At 70.3% G+C, this 22,354-nt stretch carries 17 protein-coding genes; 9 read left to right on the top strand and 8 right to left on the bottom strand.

What is annotated here, in order from left to right; all coding sequences use genetic code 11:
• Positions 1-62: 62 nt before the first annotated feature.
• Positions 63-845, top strand: coding sequence for a GntR family transcriptional regulator (locus tag ACIRRY_RS06215; RefSeq protein WP_403968536.1), 783 nt, complete (start codon positions 63-65; stop codon positions 843-845).
• 81 nt (positions 846-926) lie between these two features.
• On the opposite strand, the gene ACIRRY_RS06220 is transcribed toward ACIRRY_RS06215, so the two are convergent.
• The 4 genes from ACIRRY_RS06220 to ACIRRY_RS06235 form a co-directional block, all read right to left on the bottom strand.
• Complete coding sequence (locus tag ACIRRY_RS06220; protein ID WP_403968538.1) at positions 927-1,769, bottom strand: carbon-nitrogen hydrolase family protein; 843 nt, start codon at positions 1,767-1,769, stop codon at positions 927-929.
• 312 nt (positions 1,770-2,081) lie between these two features.
• Positions 2,082-2,495, bottom strand: a complete 414-nt coding sequence (locus ACIRRY_RS06225) for a peptidase inhibitor family I36 protein (protein WP_403968540.1) — start codon at positions 2,493-2,495, stop codon at positions 2,082-2,084.
• Positions 2,496-2,669: 174 nt separating this feature from the next.
• Positions 2,670-3,476 (bottom strand): endonuclease I family protein, encoded by an 807-nt coding sequence (locus ACIRRY_RS06230; RefSeq protein WP_403968542.1) that lies wholly within the window; start codon positions 3,474-3,476, stop codon positions 2,670-2,672.
• 203 nt (positions 3,477-3,679) lie between these two features.
• Complete coding sequence (locus ACIRRY_RS06235) at positions 3,680-5,986, bottom strand: ArnT family glycosyltransferase (RefSeq protein WP_403968544.1); 2,307 nt, start codon at positions 5,984-5,986, stop codon at positions 3,680-3,682.
• Positions 5,987-6,131: 145 nt separating this feature from the next.
• Here ACIRRY_RS06235 and ACIRRY_RS06240 point away from each other — a divergent pair, with 145 nt between their 5' ends.
• The 5 genes from ACIRRY_RS06240 (at position 6,132) to ACIRRY_RS06260 (ending at position 14,265) form a co-directional block, all read left to right on the top strand.
• Positions 6,132-6,983 (top strand): serine hydrolase, encoded by an 852-nt coding sequence (locus tag ACIRRY_RS06240; RefSeq protein WP_403968546.1) that lies wholly within the window; start codon positions 6,132-6,134, stop codon positions 6,981-6,983.
• A 46-nt stretch (positions 6,984-7,029) separates the two neighbouring features.
• Positions 7,030-8,100 (top strand): esterase-like activity of phytase family protein, encoded by a 1,071-nt coding sequence (locus tag ACIRRY_RS06245; RefSeq protein ID WP_403968548.1) that lies wholly within the window; start codon positions 7,030-7,032, stop codon positions 8,098-8,100.
• A gap of 151 nt (positions 8,101-8,251) precedes the next feature.
• Positions 8,252-11,986 carry an ABC transporter ATP-binding protein gene (locus ACIRRY_RS06250; protein ID WP_403968550.1) on the top strand — a complete coding sequence of 1,245 codons (3,735 nt, stop codon included), beginning with the start codon at positions 8,252-8,254 and terminating at the stop codon, positions 11,984-11,986.
• A gap of 345 nt (positions 11,987-12,331) precedes the next feature.
• Positions 12,332-12,724, top strand: coding sequence for a hypothetical protein (locus ACIRRY_RS06255; protein WP_403968552.1), 393 nt, complete (start codon positions 12,332-12,334; stop codon positions 12,722-12,724).
• A gap of 125 nt (positions 12,725-12,849) precedes the next feature.
• Positions 12,850-14,265: a S28 family serine protease gene (locus ACIRRY_RS06260; RefSeq protein ID WP_403968554.1), complete on the top strand. Its 1,416-nt coding sequence runs from the start codon at positions 12,850-12,852 to the stop codon at positions 14,263-14,265.
• 40 nt (positions 14,266-14,305) lie between these two features.
• Here the strand turns inward: ACIRRY_RS06260 and ACIRRY_RS06265 are convergent, their stop codons facing one another.
• Both ACIRRY_RS06265 and ACIRRY_RS06270 read right to left on the bottom strand, forming a co-directional pair.
• Positions 14,306-14,935: a hypothetical protein gene (locus ACIRRY_RS06265; protein ID WP_403968556.1), complete on the bottom strand. Its 630-nt coding sequence runs from the start codon at positions 14,933-14,935 to the stop codon at positions 14,306-14,308.
• Between the two features lie 111 nt (positions 14,936-15,046).
• Entirely contained in the window at positions 15,047-16,831 is a 1,785-nt protein-coding gene (locus tag ACIRRY_RS06270) for a glycoside hydrolase family 3 protein (protein WP_403968558.1), read from the bottom strand.
• 464 nt (positions 16,832-17,295) lie between these two features.
• Here ACIRRY_RS06270 and aroA point away from each other — a divergent pair, with 464 nt between their 5' ends.
• From aroA to ACIRRY_RS06285, 3 genes are all read left to right on the top strand, one after another.
• Positions 17,296-18,603 carry a 3-phosphoshikimate 1-carboxyvinyltransferase gene (gene aroA / locus ACIRRY_RS06275; protein ID WP_403968560.1) on the top strand — a complete coding sequence of 436 codons (1,308 nt, stop codon included), beginning with the start codon at positions 17,296-17,298 and terminating at the stop codon, positions 18,601-18,603.
• Positions 18,604-18,627: 24 nt separating this feature from the next.
• Positions 18,628-19,263 (top strand): GNAT family N-acetyltransferase, encoded by a 636-nt coding sequence (locus ACIRRY_RS06280; RefSeq protein WP_403968562.1) that lies wholly within the window; start codon positions 18,628-18,630, stop codon positions 19,261-19,263.
• An 86-nt stretch (positions 19,264-19,349) separates the two neighbouring features.
• Entirely contained in the window at positions 19,350-19,940 is a 591-nt protein-coding gene (locus tag ACIRRY_RS06285; protein ID WP_403970801.1) for an RBBP9/YdeN family alpha/beta hydrolase, read from the top strand.
• A gap of 569 nt (positions 19,941-20,509) precedes the next feature.
• Here ACIRRY_RS06285 and ACIRRY_RS06290 read toward each other — a convergent pair.
• On the bottom strand, positions 20,510-21,310 hold the full coding sequence (locus tag ACIRRY_RS06290; RefSeq protein ID WP_403968564.1) for a sugar phosphate isomerase/epimerase family protein: 801 nt from the start codon (positions 21,308-21,310) through the stop codon (positions 20,510-20,512).
• 108 nt (positions 21,311-21,418) lie between these two features.
• Positions 21,419-22,354 carry a GNAT family N-acetyltransferase gene (locus ACIRRY_RS06295; RefSeq protein WP_403968566.1) on the bottom strand — a complete coding sequence of 312 codons (936 nt, stop codon included), beginning with the start codon at positions 22,352-22,354 and terminating at the stop codon, positions 21,419-21,421.

Here is a 22,354-nt window from a genome sequence, read left to right on the forward strand (position 1 = left end):
GCTCGTCCCGGATCAGCGGTCGGCTGTGAGGGGGTGGCGGCTGGTGCCTAGGATGTCTAGAGATGACCGGAGGAGAGGCCTGGATGAGCGGCGGGGACACGGGGCGTCAGCCGAAGTACCAGCGCATCGCGGCGCAACTGCGCGCGGCTGTTGAGGCCGGCGAGTACGGGCCCGGTGAGCGGCTTCCCGGGGAGAACGACCTCATGGCCGAGCACGGTGTGGCGCGGATGACGGCTCGGCAGGCTCTGGGTGTGCTCCAGGCGGAGGGCATCGCGGAAGCGCGCAAGGGAGCCGGGGTGTTCGTCCGGGACTTCAGGCCGATCCGACGGCGTGGGCTGGAGCGACTCGCGCACGCACAGTGGGGCGAGGGGCGTTCCGTCTGGGCGACCGATACCGGGGAGCGTGAACTCGTCGTCGACTCGATCGAGGTGGGTGAGGAGAACGCCCCGGCCGCGATCGCGGGAGTGCTGGGGCTGGGCGACGAAGAGGCCCGGGTCTGCGTGCGCCGTCGTCGCTACGTTCTCGACGGTAAACCGGTGCTGCTGGCCACCTCGTACCTCTCGGCCGAACTGGTCGCCGGTACACCGATCGCGCAGCCCGACACCGGCCCCGGCGGTATGTACGCCCGGCTTGAGGAACTCGGCCGTCGCCCCGTCCGGTTCCGCGAGGAAATCCGCTCCCGCATGCCCAGTGTCCACGAGGCCGACCGGCTCGCCCTTTCGGCCGGCGTGCCGGTGGTGCTCGTCGTGCGTACCGCGTTCGACGGGGAGGGGCAGGTGGTCGAGGTGAACGACATGGTGCTGGACGCGGCGTCGTACATCTTGGAGTACGACTTCGAGGGCTGAGTACGCGGCTGCCGGGCGCGGGTAGGTCAGCGCCCGCAGAAGGACTGAAGGCGCCGTCCGTGCGGGTGGCCGCCCGCCGCGTCAGACGAAGTCGGCCGGACTGTCGCTCAGTGGATCGGTGACGCGGCGGCTGCGGTAGATGTCGCCCTGGCGGGCGCTCGCTCGCCAGGGGCGGGCCTTGTTGAGGGCGATGTCGAACTCGGGTGCGTCGCAGTCCAGTTCGCCGATGATCAGCTCGGTCGTGGCGTCGGCACGGGCCAGGACGGTGCCGTTCGGGCTGATCAGTTCGGAGTCGAGGAGAGCGGTGGTCTGGGCCGGTGTGGCCATCGCCAGCCAGTAGTTGTTGATGGCGGCGTGCGCCCGGGCCTTGACCTCGAAGACCGAATCGACTGGGTAGGCCGACAGCAACAGGCAGTCCACGCCGAGACGTTCGTATTCCAGGAACAGTTCCGGGAAGTTGATCTCGATGCAGATCGCGCAGCCGAACCGGTATCCGTCGACCGTGAAGACGGTCGGTGCGAACCCGGGTGTGTAGTAGCCGAGGATCTCGGTGTTGGAGCAGTACCGCTTGTCGTAGCGGTCCACCACTTGGCCGTCCTCGGCGATGACGTACAGGCTGTTGTGCGGGCGGTGCGGCGGGGTGAGCCGGTGGGCGCTGCCCAGTACCACCCACAGCCGCAACTCGGCCGCCAGCGCGGCCACTTGACGGAGTTCCTCCTCGACCGCGGGCCAGTCCACCTGGTCCCAGTCACGGATCTGCTCCTTGGCGTAGCCCGACAGGCAGCCTTCGGGAAACAGGATCAGGCGGGCACCCGCCGCAGTGGCCTCCCGCATGAGCCGTCGGACCGCCGGGCCGTTCTGACGGGCGTCGTCGCTGATCATTACCTGGGCGATCGCGATGCGAAGCGATGACGGGGAGGCCACGGATCCATCGTAGACATGGGGGTGGGGCGCGGGCCCGTGCGGCAGACTCCCGCTCGTGGGTGGACATGAGGTGGTCGCGATGCCGGGGTGGGGTCGGCCCCAGTCCTGGGTGCGATGACATCCGATTCCGGGAGGCCACGTGCGATGTGGTCCGACGCCACTTCCTTCGGCGCCCCGTGCTGCTGTGGACGGTGAGTCGGTCGGGTGCCCGTGGCCGTCATGATTCGCGTCGGCGACGGTGGGGCCGCTCCCCCTTGGCGGCCCCACCAAGCGCTCGGCCCGTGCCGTGCCCACCCTCTCCGGCGTCCGGACTCAGCAGCTGGTGAGCCACTTGTGGGACAGCACCTTGAGGCCGGGGCCGCCGCTGACGCCCGGGCCCTTCACGCCCTGTCCTATGCAGCCGAGATACCCCGAGTAGCCCGTTCCGGAATAGAGGCCGACCCCCTCGTACGAGGAAGAAGTCCCGTGGTTGTAGACCGACTTGACGTTGCGGTCGTCGGCCCATGAACACGCCACGGTCCCGCTGGTCCAGTCGTTGTCGGCGTTGCTCCAACTGCAGCGGTTCCCCGTGTAGTTGATCTGGTCCCAGACGCACAGGCTGCCGGAAGGGCAGTCACTCGCGGCGGCTTCGGCCGAACTCGGCGCCCACAGGCCCAGAGCCGCCACCGTGGCGGCGACGACGGTCGCGCTCAGAGTCCTGCGGACTGCGTGTGTGGTGAGGTTCATTCGTGGTCCTTTCCCGTGAGCGATCCTTCCGGCGGAGAACACGTCTCGGGCCGGCCCCTCGGCGGTGCGTGCACGGATTGTGGAATGCAGACCTTGTCCCCACCTTGCGGAAACCTTGCCCCGCAACGGTTGGGCTCCCCACGGACAGTGAGGAGCCCAACTCACCACGCAGTCCTACCAGATCGCCTCGACCCACTCCGGGTGGTCGATGAACGGGTTCCGGTTGTGCTGGTACGTGTCGTAGATGACCTGGTTGCGCTTCTCCTCGAAGGCGCTCGGCGGGTCCGCCTCGTTCCAGGCCTTGAGGACGGAGAGCTTGCCCATGTAGGGGTTGCTGCCGTTGCCCACCTTCTCGTTGGGCTCCAGGTTCGCGAAGCCGTCGTCACCCTCGTAGCGCACGGCCATGTAGAGGATCATGCGGGCCACGTCGCCCCGGTCCGCCGCGCGCGGCGCGAAGGAGTCGGAGTCGACGGTGCTGCCGCCGCCGTTGGTGACCGCGCTGCCGCCGTTGTCGAAGTCCAGGTTGCCGCGGATGCTGTTGACCTGGACGTCGGCCGGACGCAGGTGGTGCAGGTCCGTGCCGGGGCCGATCGCCTCGCCGAAGTCGCCGTGGGACTTGGCCCAGGTGTGCTCGCGGTTCCAGTCGCCGACGTCGCCGCCGTTGAGGGACTTGGCGCGGGAGACACCGCTGTACAGCAGGATCACGTTGCTGCTGTTGTTCGGGTCCTGGTCGGTGGCCATGAGGGCGTTCCAGACCGCGGAGTACGAGATCTTCGTGACGTTGGCGCTGATGATCGTGTGCAGCGAGGACTTGAGAGTCGTACCCGTCTTGCCGACCGCGTTCTTGTAGTACGTCGAGTCGTACGCCGTTGTCGTGGCGGAGGCCGGAGTCGCCGTCAGGGTCGGGGCCGCGAGGCCCACCAGGACCGCTGCGGTGGTCAACGCCACCGTTTTCCAGCGGTGCATGCGAGTCACCAACATAAAGAGTGTCCCATCTACGCGGGTTGAATGGGGCGGCAATCGGGAGCGTGGCATGGACATGCAGTCCTGTAAATAAACTGGACGTGTCGATCAGGTGACCGGAAGCGACAATTTGCCTCGTGTCTACGCGAGTTGACGTACCAAAACGGCCCCCGACCGTGAGGTCGGGGGCCGTTGGCCGTTCGTCGCTGCCTACGTCGGTGTCACTTCACGTCCGACGCGTCCAGCCGGTACAGCGTCGACGTGTTCGTCGTCGACGTCGACGAGGACGAAGAACTCGACTCCGAGGACTCCGTCGTCGCGCTCTTGTCGTACGCGCTCTCCTTCACCGCCGTCGCGTTCTTCTGCACCCACGCGGTGATCTCGGTGTTCAGGGTGCTGTTGCCGCCCATTCCGCCGCCGCCGAGCTGGATGTAGTGCAACTCGCCCTTCTTCACCAGCTCCTTGAGCTTGGCGAGGGTCATCGCCTGGTCGGAGCCGGTGAAGCCCCACATGGAGATGACGGGCTTGTGGGTGCTGAGGATCAGCTGGCCCGCGCTCTGCGAATTGGACACCGCGAGCAGCCACTTGGCGCCGTCCTGGTTCTTCTCCAGGTACGAGATCAGCGCGCTGGACGTGGTGCCGCCCATACCGCCGCCACCGCCACCGCCGAAGCCGCCGCGCGTACCGCCGGTGCCACCCGGAGCCGTACCGGAGCCGGTACCGGTGCCACCAGGAGCCGTACCCCCGCCGGGGAACTCCCCAGTGGTACCGCCCTGTTGGCCACCGGTCGTGCCGCCGCTCGGCGCCCCGCTCGGTGCTCCGCCGCCCTGCGGCAGCTCACCCGTGCCGCCGCCACCCGGTGTCATTCCACCCGGCGCCTCGCCGCTCGCCTGACCGCCACCCTGCCGGGTGCCGCCGCCGGCCATCGCGCCGGGACCGCCCTCGCCGCCGCCGGAGCCGCCACGGCCGCCGCCCCCGCCACCGGGACCGCCGCCCATGCCGCCGCCCGTGGACGGACCGGCCGTCGGGTTCGTACCGCCCATGCCGCCACCGGAACCGCTGGACGCGGCCGGGGTCACGGCGTACGCCGTCGGGCCGGCGAGCGCGGCGATGATCGCCGCCGCGATGGACGCGGTCAACAACCGGCCGCGGTTGCCGGAACGGAACACGAACAGGCCCACGATCGCGAGGACCATCAGGACGCCGATCGTCGGCCACAGCCAGGTGTTCCAGCCGGAGGCACGGCGCAGGACGACGATCGCCCAGATGCCGGTGACCGCGAGGTCGGCCGGCAGTACCCAGGACCAGCGCGCGTCGTCGCCGCGGAAGGCACGCCACAGCATCACGCCGCCGCCACCGCACAGGGCCGCGATGCCCGGGGCGAGCGCGGTCGTGTAGTACGGGTGCATCGTGCCCTGGGCCATGCTGAACGTGACGTAGTGCAGCAGCGTCCAGCCGCCCCACATGACCAGCGCGGCGCGCGTCGCGTCGGTGCGCGGGGCGCGGCCGACCAGGACCAGGCCGGCGATCAGGGCGATGGCCGAGAAGGGGAGCAGCCAGGAGATCTGGCCGCCGAGGATGTCGTTGAACATCCGGCCGAGGCCCGCGGTGCCGGCGAACGTACCGCCTCCGCCACCCCCGCCACCCCCGCCGTTGCCCTCGCCGCCGAACACGCGGCCGAAGCCGTCGTAGCCCATGATCAGGTCCCAGGCCGTGCCGTCCGTCGAGCCGCCGATGTAGGGGCGGTCGGCGGCGGGGACGAGGGAGACGACCGTGGCCCACCAGAAGCTGGAGACGGCCAACGCGACCGTGGCCAGGGCCAGTTGGACGAGCTTCTTCTTCCAGCCGAGCTTCGACGCGAACAGGTACACGGCGAAGACGGCGGGCAGCGCGATGTAGCCCTGGAGGAGCTTGGTGTTGAAGGCGAAGCCGAAGCAGACCGCCGAGCCGAGCAGGGGAAGCAGCCTCTCGGTGCGCACGGCGCGCAGGCCGAGGGCCGCGCCCGCCACCATCAGCAGGACGAGGAGGGTGTCGGGGTTGTTGTCACGGTTGATGGCGACCGTGATCGGCGTGAGCGCGAGGACCAGGGCCGCGATCGTCGCGGCCACGTGCCCGAAGTACCGCTTCACGGAGGAGTGCAGGATCCAGATCGTGCCGAGCGCGGCGGCGACCTCCGGCAGCATCATCTGCCAGGTGCCGAAGCCGAAGATCCGGCACGACAGGCCCATCACCATCAGGGAGAAGGGCGGCTTGTCGACCGTGATGAAGTTGCCCGCGTCCAGCGAGCCGAAGAACCAGGCCTTCCAGCTCTGCGTACCGCTGTAGATGGCGCTGCTGTAGAAGCTGTTCATGCTGGAGCCGCTCAGGTTCCAGGAGTACAGCACGGCCGCCAGGACCAGGATGGCGACGAGCGCGGGCAGCGACCAGCGTGGCGCCTTCTCGGGCGGCGCCTCGGCGGGTGGGGCCGGCGGCGGCCAGTCGGCGGACGCCGGTTCGGTGTGGGGGTGCGGATCGGTGGCAGATGTCACCCACGCATCGTGCAGAGGCAGGGTGGGTGGCCGCTGTGCCGTACCTGGCCCCTGGCTGTGAATTCGCAAAGGGCGAGGTAATGCCTCGTACAGCCGTTCCCCAACTCGTACAACCTTTCACGCCTTCCTGTGAGTCAACTCATGCATGACTCAGACTCATTGGACATCCCGTCGAGCCAGAGTGGTGGCCGTCGGTGCGGGCGTCGGGATCCTGATACCCGTCCTGGCCGCCGCGACGCCCGCCGCCGCGGCCACCCCGACGGTCAGCTGTACGTCCGCCAAGGCCGGCCTCGCCGACAAGCTGAAGAAGGACATCACAGCCGCTCTCGCGACCCGTAAGGGAACCGTCGCCGTCGGCCTCTACGACCGCAAGACCAACACCACCTGCACCCTGCGGGCGACGACCGCCTACGACTCGGCCAGCACCGTCAAGGTGACCGTGCTCGCCACGCTGCTCTGGGACGCGAAGAAGCACAACCGCGTGCTGACGGCCCGCGAGACGACCCTCACCAAGGCCATGATCACGAAGTCGGACAACGACGCCACCTCCACCCTGTGGCGGCAGCTCGGTCTGACGAAGATCAAGGGCTTCCTCGCCGCGGCCGGCATGACGCAGACCAAGCCGGGCGCGAACAACTACTGGGGCCTGACCCAGGAGACCGTGACCGACGAGCAGAAGCTGCTCAAGCTGGTCACCGCCAAGAACACGGTGCTGAGCGACAACTCCCGTGCGTACATCCTGAAGTTGATGAACCAGGTGATCGCCGGCCAGCGTTGGGGCACGCCGTACGGAGCCCCGGCGGGCGCCACCGTGCACGTCAAGAACGGCTGGCTGCAACGCTCCACGCACGGCTGGCGCGTGCACAGCCTGGGCACCTTCAACGGGGGTGGCCGCGACTACATGATGTCCGTGCTCACCCAGGACAACAGCACGATGAGCTACGGGATCACCACGATCCAGGGTGTCGCAAAGGCGATTCACAAGGACCTGGCTTAACCGACGGGTCTCCCGCACGTCACCCACCCGTCCTACGGTGACGCCCATGCGCCTGAGAACCGTAATCGCGACCGCGACCGCCGGCCTGGCGGCGGCCACCTGCCTCACCGCCGCCGGGCCCGCGAACGCCATCAGCACCTCCAGCACCTCCCGTACCAGCAACTCCCTTACCGCTAACGCCTGTTCGTCGTCCGTCTCGATCGACCGCTTCTCCGACGCGCTCGACAAGACGACGTACGACGGCACCTTCGTCGGCAACTTCTCCGCGCTCGCCGTGGACAAGGACGGCTCGCTCGCGGCGCTGGAGGACCGTTCCTCGCTGTTCGACCTGAACGCGAAGACCCTCCAGCCGAAGCGGGTCGTCCAGCTCGCCGACGAGAACGGCGCCGCCCTCGACTCCGAGGGCCTGGTCATCGACCGCGACGGAACGCGCCTGATCACCTCCGAGACCGAGCCGTCGATCCGCCGCTACTCCACCGACGGCAAGATCCTCGACCGCCTCCCGGTCCCGTCCTCCCTCCTGGTCGCCCCGGCCGGGCGGGCCGTCTCCAACCAGACCTTCGAGGGCCTGACCCTGCTGCCCGGCGGCCACACGCTCCTCGCGTCGATGGAGTACCCGATCGCCGGGGACACCTCGGGCGCCGTCCGCTTCCAGACCTGGACCCGGACCAAGGGCGACCACTTCAGGCTCGCCGCGCAGTACGCCTACAAGACCGACGCCACCTTCCTCGGCGTCCCCGAGGTGCAGGCCCTGCCCGACGGCCGCCTCCTCGTCCTGGAGCGCGGCTTCACCAGCGGCGTCGGCAACACCGTCCGCCTCTACCTGGCCGACCCGCGCCACGCGACCGACACCAGCAGGATCGACACCCTCACCGGTCAGCCCGGCGTCCGCCTCGTCAAGAAGACCCTCCTCGCGGACATCGCCGACTGCCCGACCCTCGGCGCGACAGCGAAGCAGCCCCAGCCGAACCCCCTCCTCGACAACATCGAGGGCATGGTGATCACGGGGAAGGAGAAGGGCCGCTACAAGGTCCTCCTGGTCAGCGACGACAACCAGAACGCGGCACAGACGACCCGCTTCTACCATCTCCGGGTGCGCACAACGCCCGCCTCTTAGTCTTCAGGGGCGCGGGGAACTGCGCGACCGGCCACAGCTGACCCGCACCCGAAAACGACCCCTCCGCGCGAAGCGCAATGTTGCGGAGGGATGAAATCCGGTTCAATCCGCGTTGGTGCCTTCCGTAGATCGACAAACGGAAGGCACCCGCGTGGCAGCACAACAGGGGGAGACACAGGGCTGGGCCAGAAGGCTCGCGGGGTACGCCTGGCGCTACCCCAAGGACGTGATCCTCGCCCTCGGCGCCTCCCTCGCCGGCATGGCGGTCATGGCCGTCGTCCCGCTGGTCACCAAGGTGATCATCGACGACGTGATCACCGGCCACACCCGCTCCATGGCCCCCTGGGCAGCCGCCCTGATCGTCGCCGCCCTCCTCGTCTACGTCTCGACGTACATCCGGCGCTACTACGGCGGCCGCCTCGCCCTCGACGTCCAGCACGACCTCCGCACCGAGATGTACGGGACGATCACCCGCCTCGACGGCCGCCGCCAGGACGAGCTGTCCACCGGCCAGGTCGTCGGCCGCGCGACCAGTGACCTCCAGCTCATCCAGGGCCTGCTCTTCATGCTCCCGATGACCATCGGGAACGTCCTGCTCTTCGTGATCTCCCTCGCGATCATGGCCTGGCTGTCCCTGCCGCTGACCCTGATCGCCCTGGCCGTCGCCCCCGCCCTCGGCTTCATCGCCCGGCGCAGCCGCAGCAAGCTGCACCCCTCCACCTGGTACGCGCAGGCCCAGGCCGCCGCCGTCGCGGGAGTCGTCGACGGCGCCGTCAGCGGCGTTCGCGTGGTGAAGGGCTTCGGCCAGGAGGACCAGGAGACCGGCAAACTCCGCGAGGTCGGCCGCCGTCTCTACGCGGGACGCCTCCGCACGATCCGGCAGAACGCCAAGTACACCCCCGCCCTCCAGGCCGTCCCCGCCCTCGGCCAGGTCGCGATGCTCGCCCTCGGCGGCTGGCTCGCGGTGCGCGGTCACATCACGCTCGGCACGTTCGTCGCCTTCTCCACCTACCTCGCCCAACTCGTCGGCCCGGTCCGCATGTTGGCCATGGTCCTCACGGTCGGCCAGCAGGCCCGCGCCGGCACCGAACGCGTCCTGGAGCTCATCGACACCGAGCCCTCGATGACGGACGGCACCAAGGAACTCCCCGCCGACGCCCCGGCGACCGTCGAGTTCGACGACGTCTCCTTCGGCTACGACGGCGCCCCCGGCAAAACCAGCCCCGTCCTCAAGGGCCTCAGCTTCGAGATACACCCCGGCGAGACCCTCGCGGTCGTCGGCTCCTCGGGCTCCGGAAAATCCACGGTCTCCCTCCTCCTCCCGCGCTTCTACGACGTCACCCACGGCGCCGTCCTCATCGGCGGCCACGACGTCCGCGAACTCACCCTCGACTCCCTCCGCGCCGCGATCGGCCTGGTCCCCGAGGACTCCTTCCTCTTCTCCGACACGGTCCGCAACAACATCGCCTACGGCCGCCCCGACGCCACCGAGGAGGAGATCCTCACCGCCTCCCGGGCCGCGCAGGCCGACCGGTTCATCGCGGAACTCTCCGAGGGCTACGACACGACGGTCGGCGAGCAGGGCCTCACCCTCTCCGGCGGCCAGCGGCAGCGCGTCGCCCTCGCCCGCGCGATCCTCACCGACCCGCGCCTGCTGGTCCTGGACGACGCGACCTCGGCGGTGGACGCACGCGTCGAGCACGAGATCCGCGAGGCGCTGAAACAGGTGATGGAGGGCCGGACGACACTGTTGATCGCCCACCGGCGCTCCACCCTCAACCTCGCCGACCGCATCGCCGTCCTCGACGGGGGCCGGCTCGCCGACATCGGCACGCACGACGAACTCCAGGAACGCTCACCGCTCTACCGCCGTCTCCTCACCGACCCCGACGAACTCGGCGGCGTCTCTCCCGGCCATGCCCTGCCCGCCGCCGCACCGGCCGAGGACACCTCCGTACGCGCGGAGTTGGACGCCGAGTTCGACGCCGAGCGCGGGCTCACGCCCCGGCTGTGGACGGGTGACCGCGAGCCCAAGGACACCGCGCTGTCCGGGATGCCCGCGACGCCCGAACTCCTCGCCCAGGTCGACGCGTTGCCCCCGGCGACCGACACCCCCGACATCGACGAGGCACGCGCGGTACGCGCCGAGGACTCCTACGGCCTGCGTCGGCTGCTGCGCGGTTTCGGCGCCCCGCTGCTGATCAGCCTCGGCCTGGTCGCCGTGGACGCGAGCATGAGTCTGCTGCTGCCGATCATGATCCGGCACGGCATCGACCAGGGCGTGACCAAGATGGCGATCGGCGCGATCTGGTCCGCCTCGCTGCTGGCGCTCGTCGCGGTGGCCGTCCAGTGGGTGGCACAGCGCGGCGAGACGAGGATGACCGGACGCACGGGGGAGCGGGTCCTCTACACGCTCCGCCTGAAGATCTTCTCCCAGCTCCAACGCCTCGGACTCGACTACTACGAGCGGGAGTTGACCGGCCGGATCATGACGAGGATGACGACGGACGTCGACGCCCTCTCGACCTTCCTGCAGACGGGCCTGGTCACGGCCTTCGTCTCGGTCGTCACGTTCTTCGGCATCATGGTCGCCCTGCTGGTGATCGACATCCAGCTCGCGCTGGTCGTCTTCGCGACCCTCCCACCCCTCGTCATTGCGACGTTCTTCTTCCGCCGGGCGAGCGTGAAGGCGTACGAACTCGCCCGTGAGCGCGTGTCGTTGGTCAACGCGGACCTCCAGGAGTCGGTGTCGGGGCTGCGGATCGTGCAGGCGTTCCGCCGCGAGCGGGACGGCGGCAGGCGCTTCGCCGAGCGCAGCGCCGGCTACCGCGCGGCGCGTACCCGGGGCCAGTTGCTGATCTCGATCTACTTCCCCTTCGTCCAGTTCCTGTCGTCGGTGGCGGCGGCGTCGGTACTGATCGCGGGCGCGGGCAGGGTGGACGACGCGACGCTGACGACAGGCGCGTTGGTCGCCTACCTCCTCTACATCGACCTGTTCTTCGCCCCGGTCCAGCAGATGTCCCAGGTCTTCGACGGCTACCAGCAGGCCACGGTCTCCCTGGGCCGCATCCAGGAACTCCTCCAGGAACCGACCTCCACCCGGGCCGCCGACGAACCGCTCGAAGTCCTCTCCCTGCGCGGCGACATCGCCTTCGAGGACGTGCACTTCGCGTACGGCGATGACGAAGAGGCCATCGGGGGCGTCGAGTTGACGATCCCGGCGGGCCAGACGGTCGCCTTCGTCGGCGAGACGGGCGCGGGCAAGTCGACACTCGTCAAGCTGGTCGCCCGCTTCTACGATCCGACGGGCGGCCGGGTGACGGTCGACGGCACGGACCTCCGCTCGCTGGACATCACGTCGTACCGCCATCACCTGGGCGTCGTCCCCCAGGAGGCGTACCTCTTCCAGGGGACCGTCCGCGACGCCATCGCCTACGGCCGCCCCGACGCCACCGACGCCGAGGTGGAGGCGGCGGCCCGCGCGGTCGGCGCGCACGAGATGATCGCGACGCTCGACGGCGGCTACCTCCACGAGGTCGCCGAACGAGGCCGCAACCTCTCGGCGGGCCAACGCCAGTTGATGGCCCTGGCCCGAGCGGAGCTTGTCGACCCCGACATCCTCCTCCTCGACGAGGCAACGGCAGCCCTCGACCTGGCAACAGAAGCCCAGGTCAACCAAGCCACCGACCGCCTCGCCGGCCGCCGCACCACCCTCGTCGTAGCCCACCGCCTCACCACGGCGGCCCGCGCGGACCGGGTCGTGGTGATGGACCACGGGCAGGTCGTGGAGGACGGCACCCACGACGAGCTGCTCGCGCTGGACGGGTACTACGCGAGGTTGTGGCGCACGTTCGTCGGAGAGGACGTGTCGACGACCGCCGCCTGACCCGCGCGGTCCCGAGGCGGCGCCGAGCGCCGGACGGAGTCCGGCCGCCGTGTCGATGCCCGGGAGGCCCGCCAGGGCCGAGCGGTGCGAGAGCGGCATGGGGAGGTTCTGCCCACGGGCAGGTCGTGGAGGACGGCACCCACGACGAGCTGCTCGCGCTGGACGGGTATTACGCGAGGTTGTGGCGCACGTTCGTCGGTGAGCCCGAGTCGGAGGAGCCGGTCGGCGCGCCCCACTGACCCCTTCGCTGCCCGCCGGCCTCCGTGGCGCCGAGGGGCGCGCAACCGTGCGACATACGTCTTGCGTCCGTACATCAGTACGCTGTTCGGCTGCTGTGCGGGAGGGATGACTGTGGACATGGGTGCGCTACGACGGCGGGTGGCGCTCGGCACGGCCGTGCTCACCGCGTCCGGGCTGCTCGCGCTCACGGCCCCCGGCACCGCCCAGGCGGCGGCGGTCTGCCCGGGGCGGGAGGTGGCGACGCTGCCCTTCTCCACCGGCACCGTCCATGTCTTCCGGCGGGGCGACTACGTCTGCGCGTACACCGTCCCCAAGAGCACCGGCGCCAAGCGCGTGATGTCCGTCAGCGTCCAGGCGCGCGGCAACCGCCCGGTCGTCGACAAGGGGCGCTACACGCGCCGGGCCGGACCGGTCACCGTGCACGCCGGGCACCGCTGTGTGCGGATCAAGGGCTCGGTCGCGAACGGGTCGGTCACGTCGGGCTGGATCCTCTGCTGACCTGACGGCCGCTGAGCCGGCCGCCGCTGACCCGGCGATCAGCCCCCGAGTGAACAACCTCCTCTGGTGTGACTGGAGTTGCTCCGATAGCTTCCGGTTCACAACTGCCTCACAGGGGAGATTGCATGCGCAAGGCGCTCAGATGGCTGCTGGCGCTCACCGTGCTCATAGGCACGCTGGGTACGGCCGGGGTGGCCACCGCCGCCCAGACCGGCCAAGTCACTGATATCAAGGACCAGTTGCTGGCGATACCCGGCATGAGCCTGATCCAGGAGAAGCCGTACACCGGCTACCGCTACTTCGTCCTGAACTACACCCAGCCGGTCGACCACCGGCACCCGTCCAAGGGCACGTTCCAGCAGCGGATCACCGTGCTGCACAAGGACGTCTCGCGCCCGACGGTCTTCTACACCAGCGGCTACAACGTCTCCACGACCCCCAGCCGCAGTGAACCGACCCGGATCGCGGACGCGAACCAAGTCTCCCTGGAATACCGGTACTTCACGCCGTCCCGGCCCGCTCCCGCCGACTGGTCCAAGCTCGACATCTGGCAGGCGGCCAGCGACCAGCACCGCGTCTTCAAGGCCCTCAAGTCGGTCTACACCAAGAACTGGATCGCCACCGGCGGCTCCAAGGGCGGTATGACGGCCACCTACTTCGAGCGGTTCTACCCGCACGACATGGACGGCGTCGTCGCCTACGTCGCCCCCAACGACGTGGTGAACAACGAGGATTCGGCCTACGACCGCTTCTTCACCAAGGTCGGCACCAAGGAGTGCCGCGACCGCCTGGACGCCGTACAGCGCGAGGCGCTGGTGCGCCGGGAACCGCTGGAGAAGAAGTACGCGGCCTACGCGGCCGAGAACGGCTTCACCTTCACCACCGTCGGCAGCCTGGACAAGGCCTACGAAGCCGTCGTCCTCGACTACGTCTGGGGCTTCTGGCAGTACAGCCTGCTCTCCGACTGCGACAGCATCCCGGCGAACGCACAGGCCGCCACCGACGACGAGATCTGGACCTCGGTCGACACGATCTCCGGCTTCTCCTTCTACACGGACCAGGGCCTGGACCCGTACACCCCGTACTACTACCAGGCGGGCACCCAACTCGGCGCCCCCACCGTCCAGTTCCCGTACATCGAGAAGAAGTACATCCACTACGGCTACCAGCCGCCCCGCAACTTCGTCCCCCGCTCCATCCCGATGAAGTTCCAGCCCACCGCGATGCGGGACGTCGACAGCTGGGTCCGCCACCACGCCGACCACATGCTCTTCGTCTACGGCCAGAACGACCCGTGGGGCGCGGAGCGCTTCGCCGTCGGGAAGGGCGCGAAGGACTCGTACGTCTTCACCGCGCCCGGCCTCAACCACGGCGCGAACGTCGCCGCCCTGACCGCCGACCAGAAGGCGCTCGCCACCGCCCGCATCCTGGCGTGGGCCGGCGTCCCCGCCCCGACGACGGCACAGGCGAAGGCACTCGCACCGTACGACGCGAAGCTGGACCGGCAGGACGTGCTGCGCGAGCCGACGCTCCGCCCGTAAGCAACCCCTCTACTGCGCCCGGCCGTTGGTGGTCCTCCGACTACACCGGCCGGGCGCAGCCCACCGGTCGCTCGCCGCCGAGCTGGACGTACAGGGCGGTCGACGCGGGGCAACTCGTGCGCCGGAGCACGGCTTTGACGACCTTGTACTGCGGTTTCCGCTGCCCCGAGCCGTCGCACGCCGTCTCCCGGACCTGGCCGCTGCCCGAGCCGTAGACACAGTCGCCGACGATCGTGCGGGGCCCGCCCCCGCCACCCGGGTCGCCGGGGTGCGGCGGTTCGAGGTTGCGCATACAGGCGTAGCCCTTCGGTATGACCCCGTCGCCGCCCGCGCCCGACGGGCCCTGGGCGCTGATGTGCAGCACGAAGTCCGTGGTCGCCGGGCACGGGGGACCGCTGCTCACCTCGCCGTCGTGCCGGGCGACGACGCGCGCGGCGGCCCGCTCACTGGTGCACGGCACCTCGGTGAAACTCGTCGTACCGAAGGAACTGCACTCGTCGACGCCGAGGAACACCGCGCCGTAGCCGGTGGGTTGGGTGACCGTGGGCGCGGCGGACGCCTTCTGTCCGAGCCGGCCGTCCCCCCGGTCGGAACCGCTCGCGGACGAGCAGCCGGTCACCAGGGCGACGAGCAGCGCGCACACCGCGCCCACGCTCCATCGCTCACGCATCGATCCCCCCGACTGCCCCCGCCCAGCGTGACCCGCCGAGGCGGGCGCACGCCAGATGTGCGGGGGGCTTTGGGCCGGTTGGCGGGGGTGGGGCGGCCTGGCGACGTACCCCTAGTACGACAGTCCGTGACCGATCGGATACAGCACCTGCGTCGGGTCGCCCGCGCGCTGCACCGCCACCGGCAGCTTCCCGCGCGGCCTGACCCGGCCCGCGATCACCCGTGCCGCCGCCCGGAGTTCGACGTCGGTCCAGGAGTAGGACGCCAAGTAGGCCGGGACTGTGGGCAGTTGGGCGACATCGTAGGGGTTGCGGACGGCGACGGCCACGACCGGCCGCCCGGTGGCGACGAGTTGCTCGACGAGCGTCTTCTGCGCACTGCTCGCCGTGACGTTGTACGTCGCCACGACCACCGCGTCCACCGCCCGCGCCGCGGTCACGGCCGCCGCGACGGTGGCGGCGGAGGGCTCGGTACCGGTGGACCGGGCGGTGGCCGTGAACCCCAACTCCCCCAGAGCCGCTGCCAGTACACCGGTGGGCGGACCCGTAGTACCCGTGGGGGAGGCCGGATCGGCACCGAGCACCAGGACCCTCCCGTGCGTACGACGGGACAGCGGCAGCAGCCCGCCCTTGTTCACCAGCAGGGTGGTCGTCCGCTCGGCGATGCCGGCGGCGGTGGCGCGATGGGCCGCGGTCCCGACCGTGCGGTCCACCCCCGCCCGGGTGACGTACGGCTCCTCGAACAACCCCAGCCGCGCCTTCAGCCGCAGCACCCGCAGGATCGACTCGTCGAGCCGGGCCTCCGTCAACTCACCACTCTTCACGGCCTTGAGGACGGCGTTCCAGGCGATGTCGAGGGAGGGCGGGTTGAGGAGCTGGTCCACCCCCGCCTTCAGCGCGAGCACCGGCACGCGGTCGTCGCCGTACTTCTGGCGTACGCCCTCCATGCCCAGCGCGTCGGTGACCACGACCCCGTCGTAGCCCAGCTCCCCGCGCAGGATGCCGGTGAGGATCGGGTGGGAGAGGGTGGCCGGGTCGCCGGAGTCGTCGAGGGCCGGGACCATGATGTGCGCGGTCATGACCGAGTCGATGCCCGCGCCGATGGCCGCCCGGAAGGGGACGGCGTCGAGTTTCCCCCACACCTCGCGGCTGTGCGTGATGACGGGGAAACCGAAGTGGCTGTCCACGGCGGTGTCGCCGTGCCCCGGGAAGTGCTTGGCGGTCGCGGCGACCCCGCTGCCCTGGTACCCCTTCACCTCGGCGGCGACGAGGGCGGCCACCGCGTCCGGGTCGGCGCCGAAGGACCGTACGCCGATGACCGGGTTGGCCGGGTTGACGTTCACGTCGGCGTCGGGGGAGTAGTCCTGGTTGACACCCATCGCGCGCAGCTCGGCGCCGGAGATCCGGCCGAGGGTGCGGGCGTCGGCGGGGGAGCCGCCGGCGCCGATCGCCATCGCGCCCGGGAAGAGGGTCGCGGGCGCGCCGATCCGGCAGACGGCGCCGTGTTCCTGGTCGGTGGCGACGAGCACGGGCAGCCCGCGCGGCTGTTTCAGCGAGGCCTTCTGGATGCCGTTGGACAGGTCGGCGATCTGGTGCGGGTCACGGGTGTTGTGCGCCCAGGCGAAGTAGATGATGCCGCCGACCCGGTACTTGGCGATCAGCTCGGCGGCCGTCCGCACCCCGATCTCGCTCAGGTTGGCATCGATGTCGGCCTGGTCGGGGGCGGTCGCGGAGTGGCCGTAGACCCGCATCACGAAGAGCTGGCCGACCTTCTCCGGCAGTGTCATACGGGAGATCAGCGCGCGGAGTGACTTGTCGTCGGCGTGGGCGGTGCCGCCGACGGCGAGGGACGCGGTGACGCCCATGGTCGCGGCGAGAACGGTACGTCTGGAGGGCACGTGCGCTCCTTCCGGAGTGGTTCCACGGCGGATCCACTTCCGATCCGGTGTCGGACCCACTTCCGATCCGGTGAAGGAAACTTCCGAGCTTTCAGCAGTATCCGGGAAGTTTCTGCCAGTCAAGGGAGCGCGCACAGGAGCCCGTGGAGGGGCCGCCATCGGCGCAGTTGGAGGGGGGCGCGCCGATGACGGCGTGCTGTCGGCCGCGGTGCGGAGGAGAGGGTTGGTCAGCGTTCGCAGCCAGCAGCGAGGCCGACGCCGTACCACGGAGACTCATCCGGCAGCATGCCGGTTGGACGGAGGGGAGGGGACGCGGGTTCCCTTCGCGCGGTCGATTCCCGGAAGTCGGTGCGGCTGGGGACAGTGGGACGGACGGGACCGCTCACCGGTCCGCACGGACGGTCGGGCCGTCCATCCCGTGGACGTCCCGGCGGAGCGGCCGGCCGTCGCCCGATCATGAGGGCATGCCCGTAGTCGACATCCCCGGTTCCAAGTCCATCACCGCCCGCGCGCTGTTCCTGGCGGCGGCGGCCGACGGCGTCACCACCCTCCGGCGCCCCCTCCGCTCGGACGACACCGAGGGTTTCGCCGAGGGGCTGACCCGGCTCGGCTATCGCGTGGGACGGACCCCGGACGCCTGGCAGATCGACGGCCGCCCGCAGGGCCCGGCGGTCGCGGAGGCGGACGTGTACTGCCGGGACGGCGCGACGACGGCCCGCTTCCTGCCGACGTTGGCGGCGGCGGGGCACGGCAGCTTCCGCTTCGACGCGTCCCCGCAGATGCGGCGCCGCCCGCTGGGTCCGTTGAGCACCGCCCTCCGCGACCTGGGTGTGGACCTGCGCCACGAAGAGGCGGAGGGCCACCACCCCCTCCGTATCGAGGCGTCCGGCGTCGAGGGCGGCGAGGTGGTGCTGGACGCGGGCCAGTCCTCCCAGTACCTGACCGCCCTGCTTCTGCTGGGCCCCCTGACCAGGAAGGGCCTGCGCATCGAGGTCACCGACCTCGTCTCCGCGCCGTACGTCGAGATCACGATCGCGATGATGCGGGCGTTCGGGGCGGAGGTACGGCAGGAGGGGCGGGTGTACGTGGTCCCGCCGGGCGGCTACACGGCGACGACGTACGACATCGAGCCGGACGCGTCCACCGCGAGCTACTTCTTCGCGGCGGCGGCCCTCACGGGCGGCGAGGTCACGGTCCCCGGGCTCGGCACGGGCGCGCTCCAGGGCGACCTGGGCTTCGTCGACGTACTGCGGCGCATGGGTGCGGAGGTGGAGACCGGCGCGGACGGCACACGGGTACGCGGCACGGGCGAACTCCGCGGCCTCACGGTCAACATGCGCGACATCTCCGACACCATGCCGACCCTCGCCGCGATCGCCCCGTTCGCGTCCGGCCCGGTCCGGATCGAGGACGTGGGCAACACGCGGGTGAAGGAGTGCGACCGGCTGGAGGCCTGTGCGGGGAACCTCCGACTGTTGGGGGTGGAGGTGGTGACGGGGGACGACTGGATCGAGGTCCGGCCGGGGGCGACTCCTGGGACTTCGGGTGCGTCGGAGGCGTCAGGTGTGTCAGGTGTGTCAGGTATGTCGGGCGTGTCGGGTGTGTCGGGCGCGGAGATCAAGTCCTACGGTGACCACCGCATCGTCATGTCCTTCGCGGTGACCGGGTTGCGTGTGCCGGGTATTTCGTTCGACGACCCGGGGTGTGTGCGGAAGACTTTCCCGGGTTTCCACGAGGAATTCGCGTCCCTGCGGGGGCAGTTGCCGGGATGAAGGAACGGGCGTGAGGGGATGGGCGTGGGGTTCGGAGCAGGGCTCGCACTGAAGGCTCCGGTCCTGGCGGGCCGACTTGTGCGCCTGGAGCCGCTGGAGCATCGGCACACGGCCGATCTGGCGGTGGCGGCGGAGGAGAACCGGGGTTCGTACGCGTTCACCTGGGTCCCGAGGGCGGACGAGGTGGAGGCCTATGTCGACGCCCAGTTGGGCCGCGCGGCGACGGGCCGGCTCGCGCCGTACGCCCAGGTGTCGACGACCACGGGGAAGACGGTCGGCGTCACGGCCTACTGGGAACCCCGCTCCTGGCTGACCGACGATCAACTCGACGCCGTGGAGGTCGGGTTCACCTGGCTGGCCGGTTCGGCGCAGGGCACGGGGGTGAACGCGGAGGCCAAACTCCTGCTGTTCCGGCACGCGTTCGAGGAGTGGGGAGTGTCCCGGGTCGACCTGAAGACAGACGCCCGCAACGACCGCTCCCGCGCCGCGATCCAGAGCGTGGGCGCGCGTTTCGAGGGAGTTCTGCGCAACTGGTCGCGGTCCTGGGCGCCGGGGGAGGACGGTCTGTTGCGGGACTCCGCGATCTACTCGATCACGGTGGAGGAGTGGGGGGAGCGGAGGGGAGAGTTGGAGGCGAGGGTGGATCGGTACAACCCGTAGGCGGAGAGCCCGAGTTGATCGCGTACCGCGCCCGGCACCGGATCACCGACTGGATCGACGTCGCGGTACCGGCGAAGATCGGGGGCATGACCGCGTACCTCATCCTCCACGGCTGGCAGAACCACCGGCCGAAGGACCACTGGCAGCACTGGCTCGCCGACCGCCTCCGCGACCTCGGCCACCACGTCACCTACCCCCAGCTGCCCGACCCCGACGACCCCGATCTGGACGTATGGCTGGGTGAACTGAGCCGCCATCTAGGTGAGTTGCCGGCCGGCCCCGACTCCGAGCGGGTCGTCCTCGCGCACAGCGCCTCCGCCCTGCTCTGGCTGCACGCCGTCGCCCGCGGGGTGGTCCGGGGCGGTGAGGTGGATCGGGTCCTGCTGGTCGGGCCGCCGTCCGCCTCCGTGGTCGCGAGCTATCCGGAAGTAGCCGGATTCGCCCCGCCCGCAGCCGAGTTCACCCTCCCGGGCAACGTCCGCCTCGTCGCCGGCGACGACGACCCGTACTGCGAGGGAGGCGCCCGGGCCGCGTACGGCGATCCGTTCGGGATCCCCACCGAGATGATCCCGGGCGGGGGTCACCTCGACCTGGTCGCCGGGTACGGGTCTTGGCCGGCGGTACTGGACTGGTGCCTGGATGACACGTCACGTCTCACGGCTCGGCCTCCGGGGTAGCGACGGTTCCGGTCTGCCGGGCGGGTGGGGTCGCCGGGCTGGTGGCTGGTCTTGTGGGGGGTGTGGTTGGGCGTGTGTCTGGCGGTGCGCGGGTGTGGTCGGGGGTGTGTCTGGCGGTGCGCGGGTGCAGTCCGGCCCGCGTCAGGCACCGCGCGGTTACGGTCACGCCCGCGCTCGGCGCCACGCGGCTCGCGGTCGGCCTACGCGGCCTGCGGTTCGCGATACGGGCCCGCGCCTCGCGATATATGCCTGGGCTACACACCACGCGCCACGTGGCATGCGGTTGGCACGTCGGGCTACGGGGCCTGAGCCGCGCGGTCTGCGGTTCGCGCCTCGCGATAACGAGCCGAGCAGTGACGCCGTCCGCCCGATCAGCAGCCGCCGGAACACCGGGGACGTCCGCAACGGCCGGACGTCGATCAACGTCAGGGCGAGGGCGGGGCTCATGAGGGCATGACAGGGCACGGGGCGGGTCGCTGGGGCACCGGGGGACCGTACGGCGCTGGCCGCCGTGCCGACCAGCGAATTACAGGGTCGGCGTTTCTACGACGGGTCGCCGAACAGGCCTTCTACGCCGATTCGTTGAGCAGCCTTGCCAGGTGATCGTGACCGGCGGCCAGCAACTCGGGCAGCGGCGCCGCACCCTCGTACCACCGCTTCTCGTACTCCCAGCACAGCCAGCCGTCCCACTCGTGCCGGGACAGCACCTCGACGCACTCGGCGAGCGGCAGGGCACCGGCCCCGAGCGGCAGCGGGGTGGTGTCGTCGGCCGAGGCGATGTCCTTGACCTGGACGTATCCGAGATACGGACCCAGCGCGGCGTAGGTCTCCGACGGCTGCTCGCCGCCCAGCCAGGTGTGCATGACGTCCCACAGGGCGCCCACCTGGCGGTGCCCGACCGGGCCGAGCACGCGGAGCGCGTCCGCGCCGGTCCGGTGCGAGTCATGGGTCTCCAGCAGCACCCGTACGCCGAGGTCGGCACCCCACTCCGCGGCGGTACCGAGCCGCCGCGCGGCCGTGGCGTCGGCCTCCCCGGGTGACTGCTCACCGCTGCCACCGGGAAAGACACGGACGAAGGGCGCGCCCAAGTCCCGTGCCAGCTCCAGCAGTTCACGGATCTCCGCGAGGACGACGTCGTCGTCACCCGGCGCGGCCACCCGCGGATACCCGGCGAGGCCCAGCACTTCGACGCCGGCCGCCTTGAACTCGCGGACCACGTCGGCCCGTTGGCCGGCGTCGATGCCGGGGTGCACGGGCTCCTCCGGGTGCGCGCGCAACTCCACGCCGTGGTAACCGTGCGTGACGGCGAGGTGCAGCACGTCGGCGATGGGGAGGCCCGGGACACCGAGGGTGGAGAAGGCGAGCTTCATGGAACCGACCCTACTCGGCACATACGGATTTCGTCCTCGGTCACCCAGGGGTTCCGTACGTGGTCACTCCGGGTCCCGTACACGGTCACTCCGAGGTCCCGTACGCGGTCACTCCAGGGTCCCATGCAGGTCGAGGCGCCAGTCCTGGCCGACGAGATCCTGGCCGAAGGAGCGGTGCGGCTTCTCCGCGACGAGGACGAACCCGTGCCGCTGGTAGATGCGGCGGGCGGCGCCGAGGATGTCGTTCGTCCACAGCACGAGGTCGCGATAACCGACACCGCGCGCGAACTCGACGACAGCCGAGACGAGTCGCTCGCCGATCCGATGCCCGCGCGCATCGGGCTCGACGAGCAGCAGCCGCAGCCGGGCGGTCCCCGGTGCGTCGTCCCGCACGCACATCACAGACCCCACCGGCCGCCCGTCCAGCTCGGCGATCCACACCCGCTCCAGATGCGGATCGTGATCCTCCGCGAAATCGGCGACGATCCGCGCGACGAGCCCTTCGTAGTCGGCGTTGAAGTCGTACTCGGCGGCGTACAGGGCCGCGTTGCGCTGCACGATCCACCCGAGATCACCGGGCCCCGGCTCCCGTAGCGCGACCTCCCCGGACCGGGTGGGCGGGGGCCCGTCCGACAGGATCGTCCGTACGGTGTGCAGGGCCTCGGAGAGCCGCGGCCGGTCGGCGTCCGGCACGGTCGCCAGCAGCGCCCCGACGGACTCGTCCGCCCGCTCGGCCAGCAGGTCGGCGGTCTCCCGCCCGCGCACGGTGAGCGTGACCTGGCGCCGCCGCGGATCCTTCTGCGAGGGCGCCCGCTCGATCAGCCCGTCCTGCTCGAACCGGTTCAGGATCCGGCTCAAGTACCCGGCGTCCAGGGACAGTTCGGAACGGAGATCGGCGGCGTCCGTGCGCGGTGAATGCGCGAGTTCATACAGGACGCGGGACTCGGTGAGGGTGAAGGGGGCGTAGAGATGACGGCTGTAGTCGAGGGCGCCGATGACGTTCGTATAGAAGCGGTTGAAGGCGCGGATGTCCTGGACGGTCAT

The sequence above is a fragment of the Streptomyces sp. NPDC101776 genome (assembly GCF_044766845.1).
In the GTDB taxonomy this organism is placed as follows: domain Bacteria; phylum Actinomycetota; class Actinomycetes; order Streptomycetales; family Streptomycetaceae; genus Streptomyces.

Excerpts from the sequence above, each read along its gene's own strand:
- ACIRRY_RS06225 (WP_403968540.1), bottom strand. The coding sequence starts at position 2,495 with ATGAACCTCACCACACACGCAGTCCGCAGGACTCTGAGCGCGACCGTC.
- ACIRRY_RS06215 (WP_403968536.1), top strand. The coding sequence starts at position 63 with ATGACCGGAGGAGAGGCCTGGATGAGCGGCGGGGACACGGGGCGTCAG.
- ACIRRY_RS06230 (WP_403968542.1), bottom strand. The coding sequence starts at position 3,476 with ATGTTGGTGACTCGCATGCACCGCTGGAAAACGGTGGCGTTGACCACC.
- ACIRRY_RS06285 (WP_403970801.1), top strand. The coding sequence starts at position 19,350 with ATGACCGCGTACCTCATCCTCCACGGCTGGCAGAACCACCGGCCGAAG.
- ACIRRY_RS06265 (WP_403968556.1), bottom strand. The coding sequence starts at position 14,935 with ATGCGTGAGCGATGGAGCGTGGGCGCGGTGTGCGCGCTGCTCGTCGCC.
- ACIRRY_RS06240 (WP_403968546.1), top strand. The coding sequence starts at position 6,132 with ATGACTCAGACTCATTGGACATCCCGTCGAGCCAGAGTGGTGGCCGTC.
- aroA (WP_403968560.1), top strand. The coding sequence starts at position 17,296 with ATGCCCGTAGTCGACATCCCCGGTTCCAAGTCCATCACCGCCCGCGCG.
- ACIRRY_RS06290 (WP_403968564.1), bottom strand. The coding sequence starts at position 21,310 with ATGAAGCTCGCCTTCTCCACCCTCGGTGTCCCGGGCCTCCCCATCGCC.
- ACIRRY_RS06260 (WP_403968554.1), top strand. The coding sequence starts at position 12,850 with ATGCGCAAGGCGCTCAGATGGCTGCTGGCGCTCACCGTGCTCATAGGC.
- ACIRRY_RS06255 (WP_403968552.1), top strand. The coding sequence starts at position 12,332 with ATGACTGTGGACATGGGTGCGCTACGACGGCGGGTGGCGCTCGGCACG.
- ACIRRY_RS06245 (WP_403968548.1), top strand. The coding sequence starts at position 7,030 with ATGCGCCTGAGAACCGTAATCGCGACCGCGACCGCCGGCCTGGCGGCG.
- ACIRRY_RS06295 (WP_403968566.1), bottom strand. The coding sequence starts at position 22,354 with ATGACCGTCCAGGACATCCGCGCCTTCAACCGCTTCTATACGAACGTC.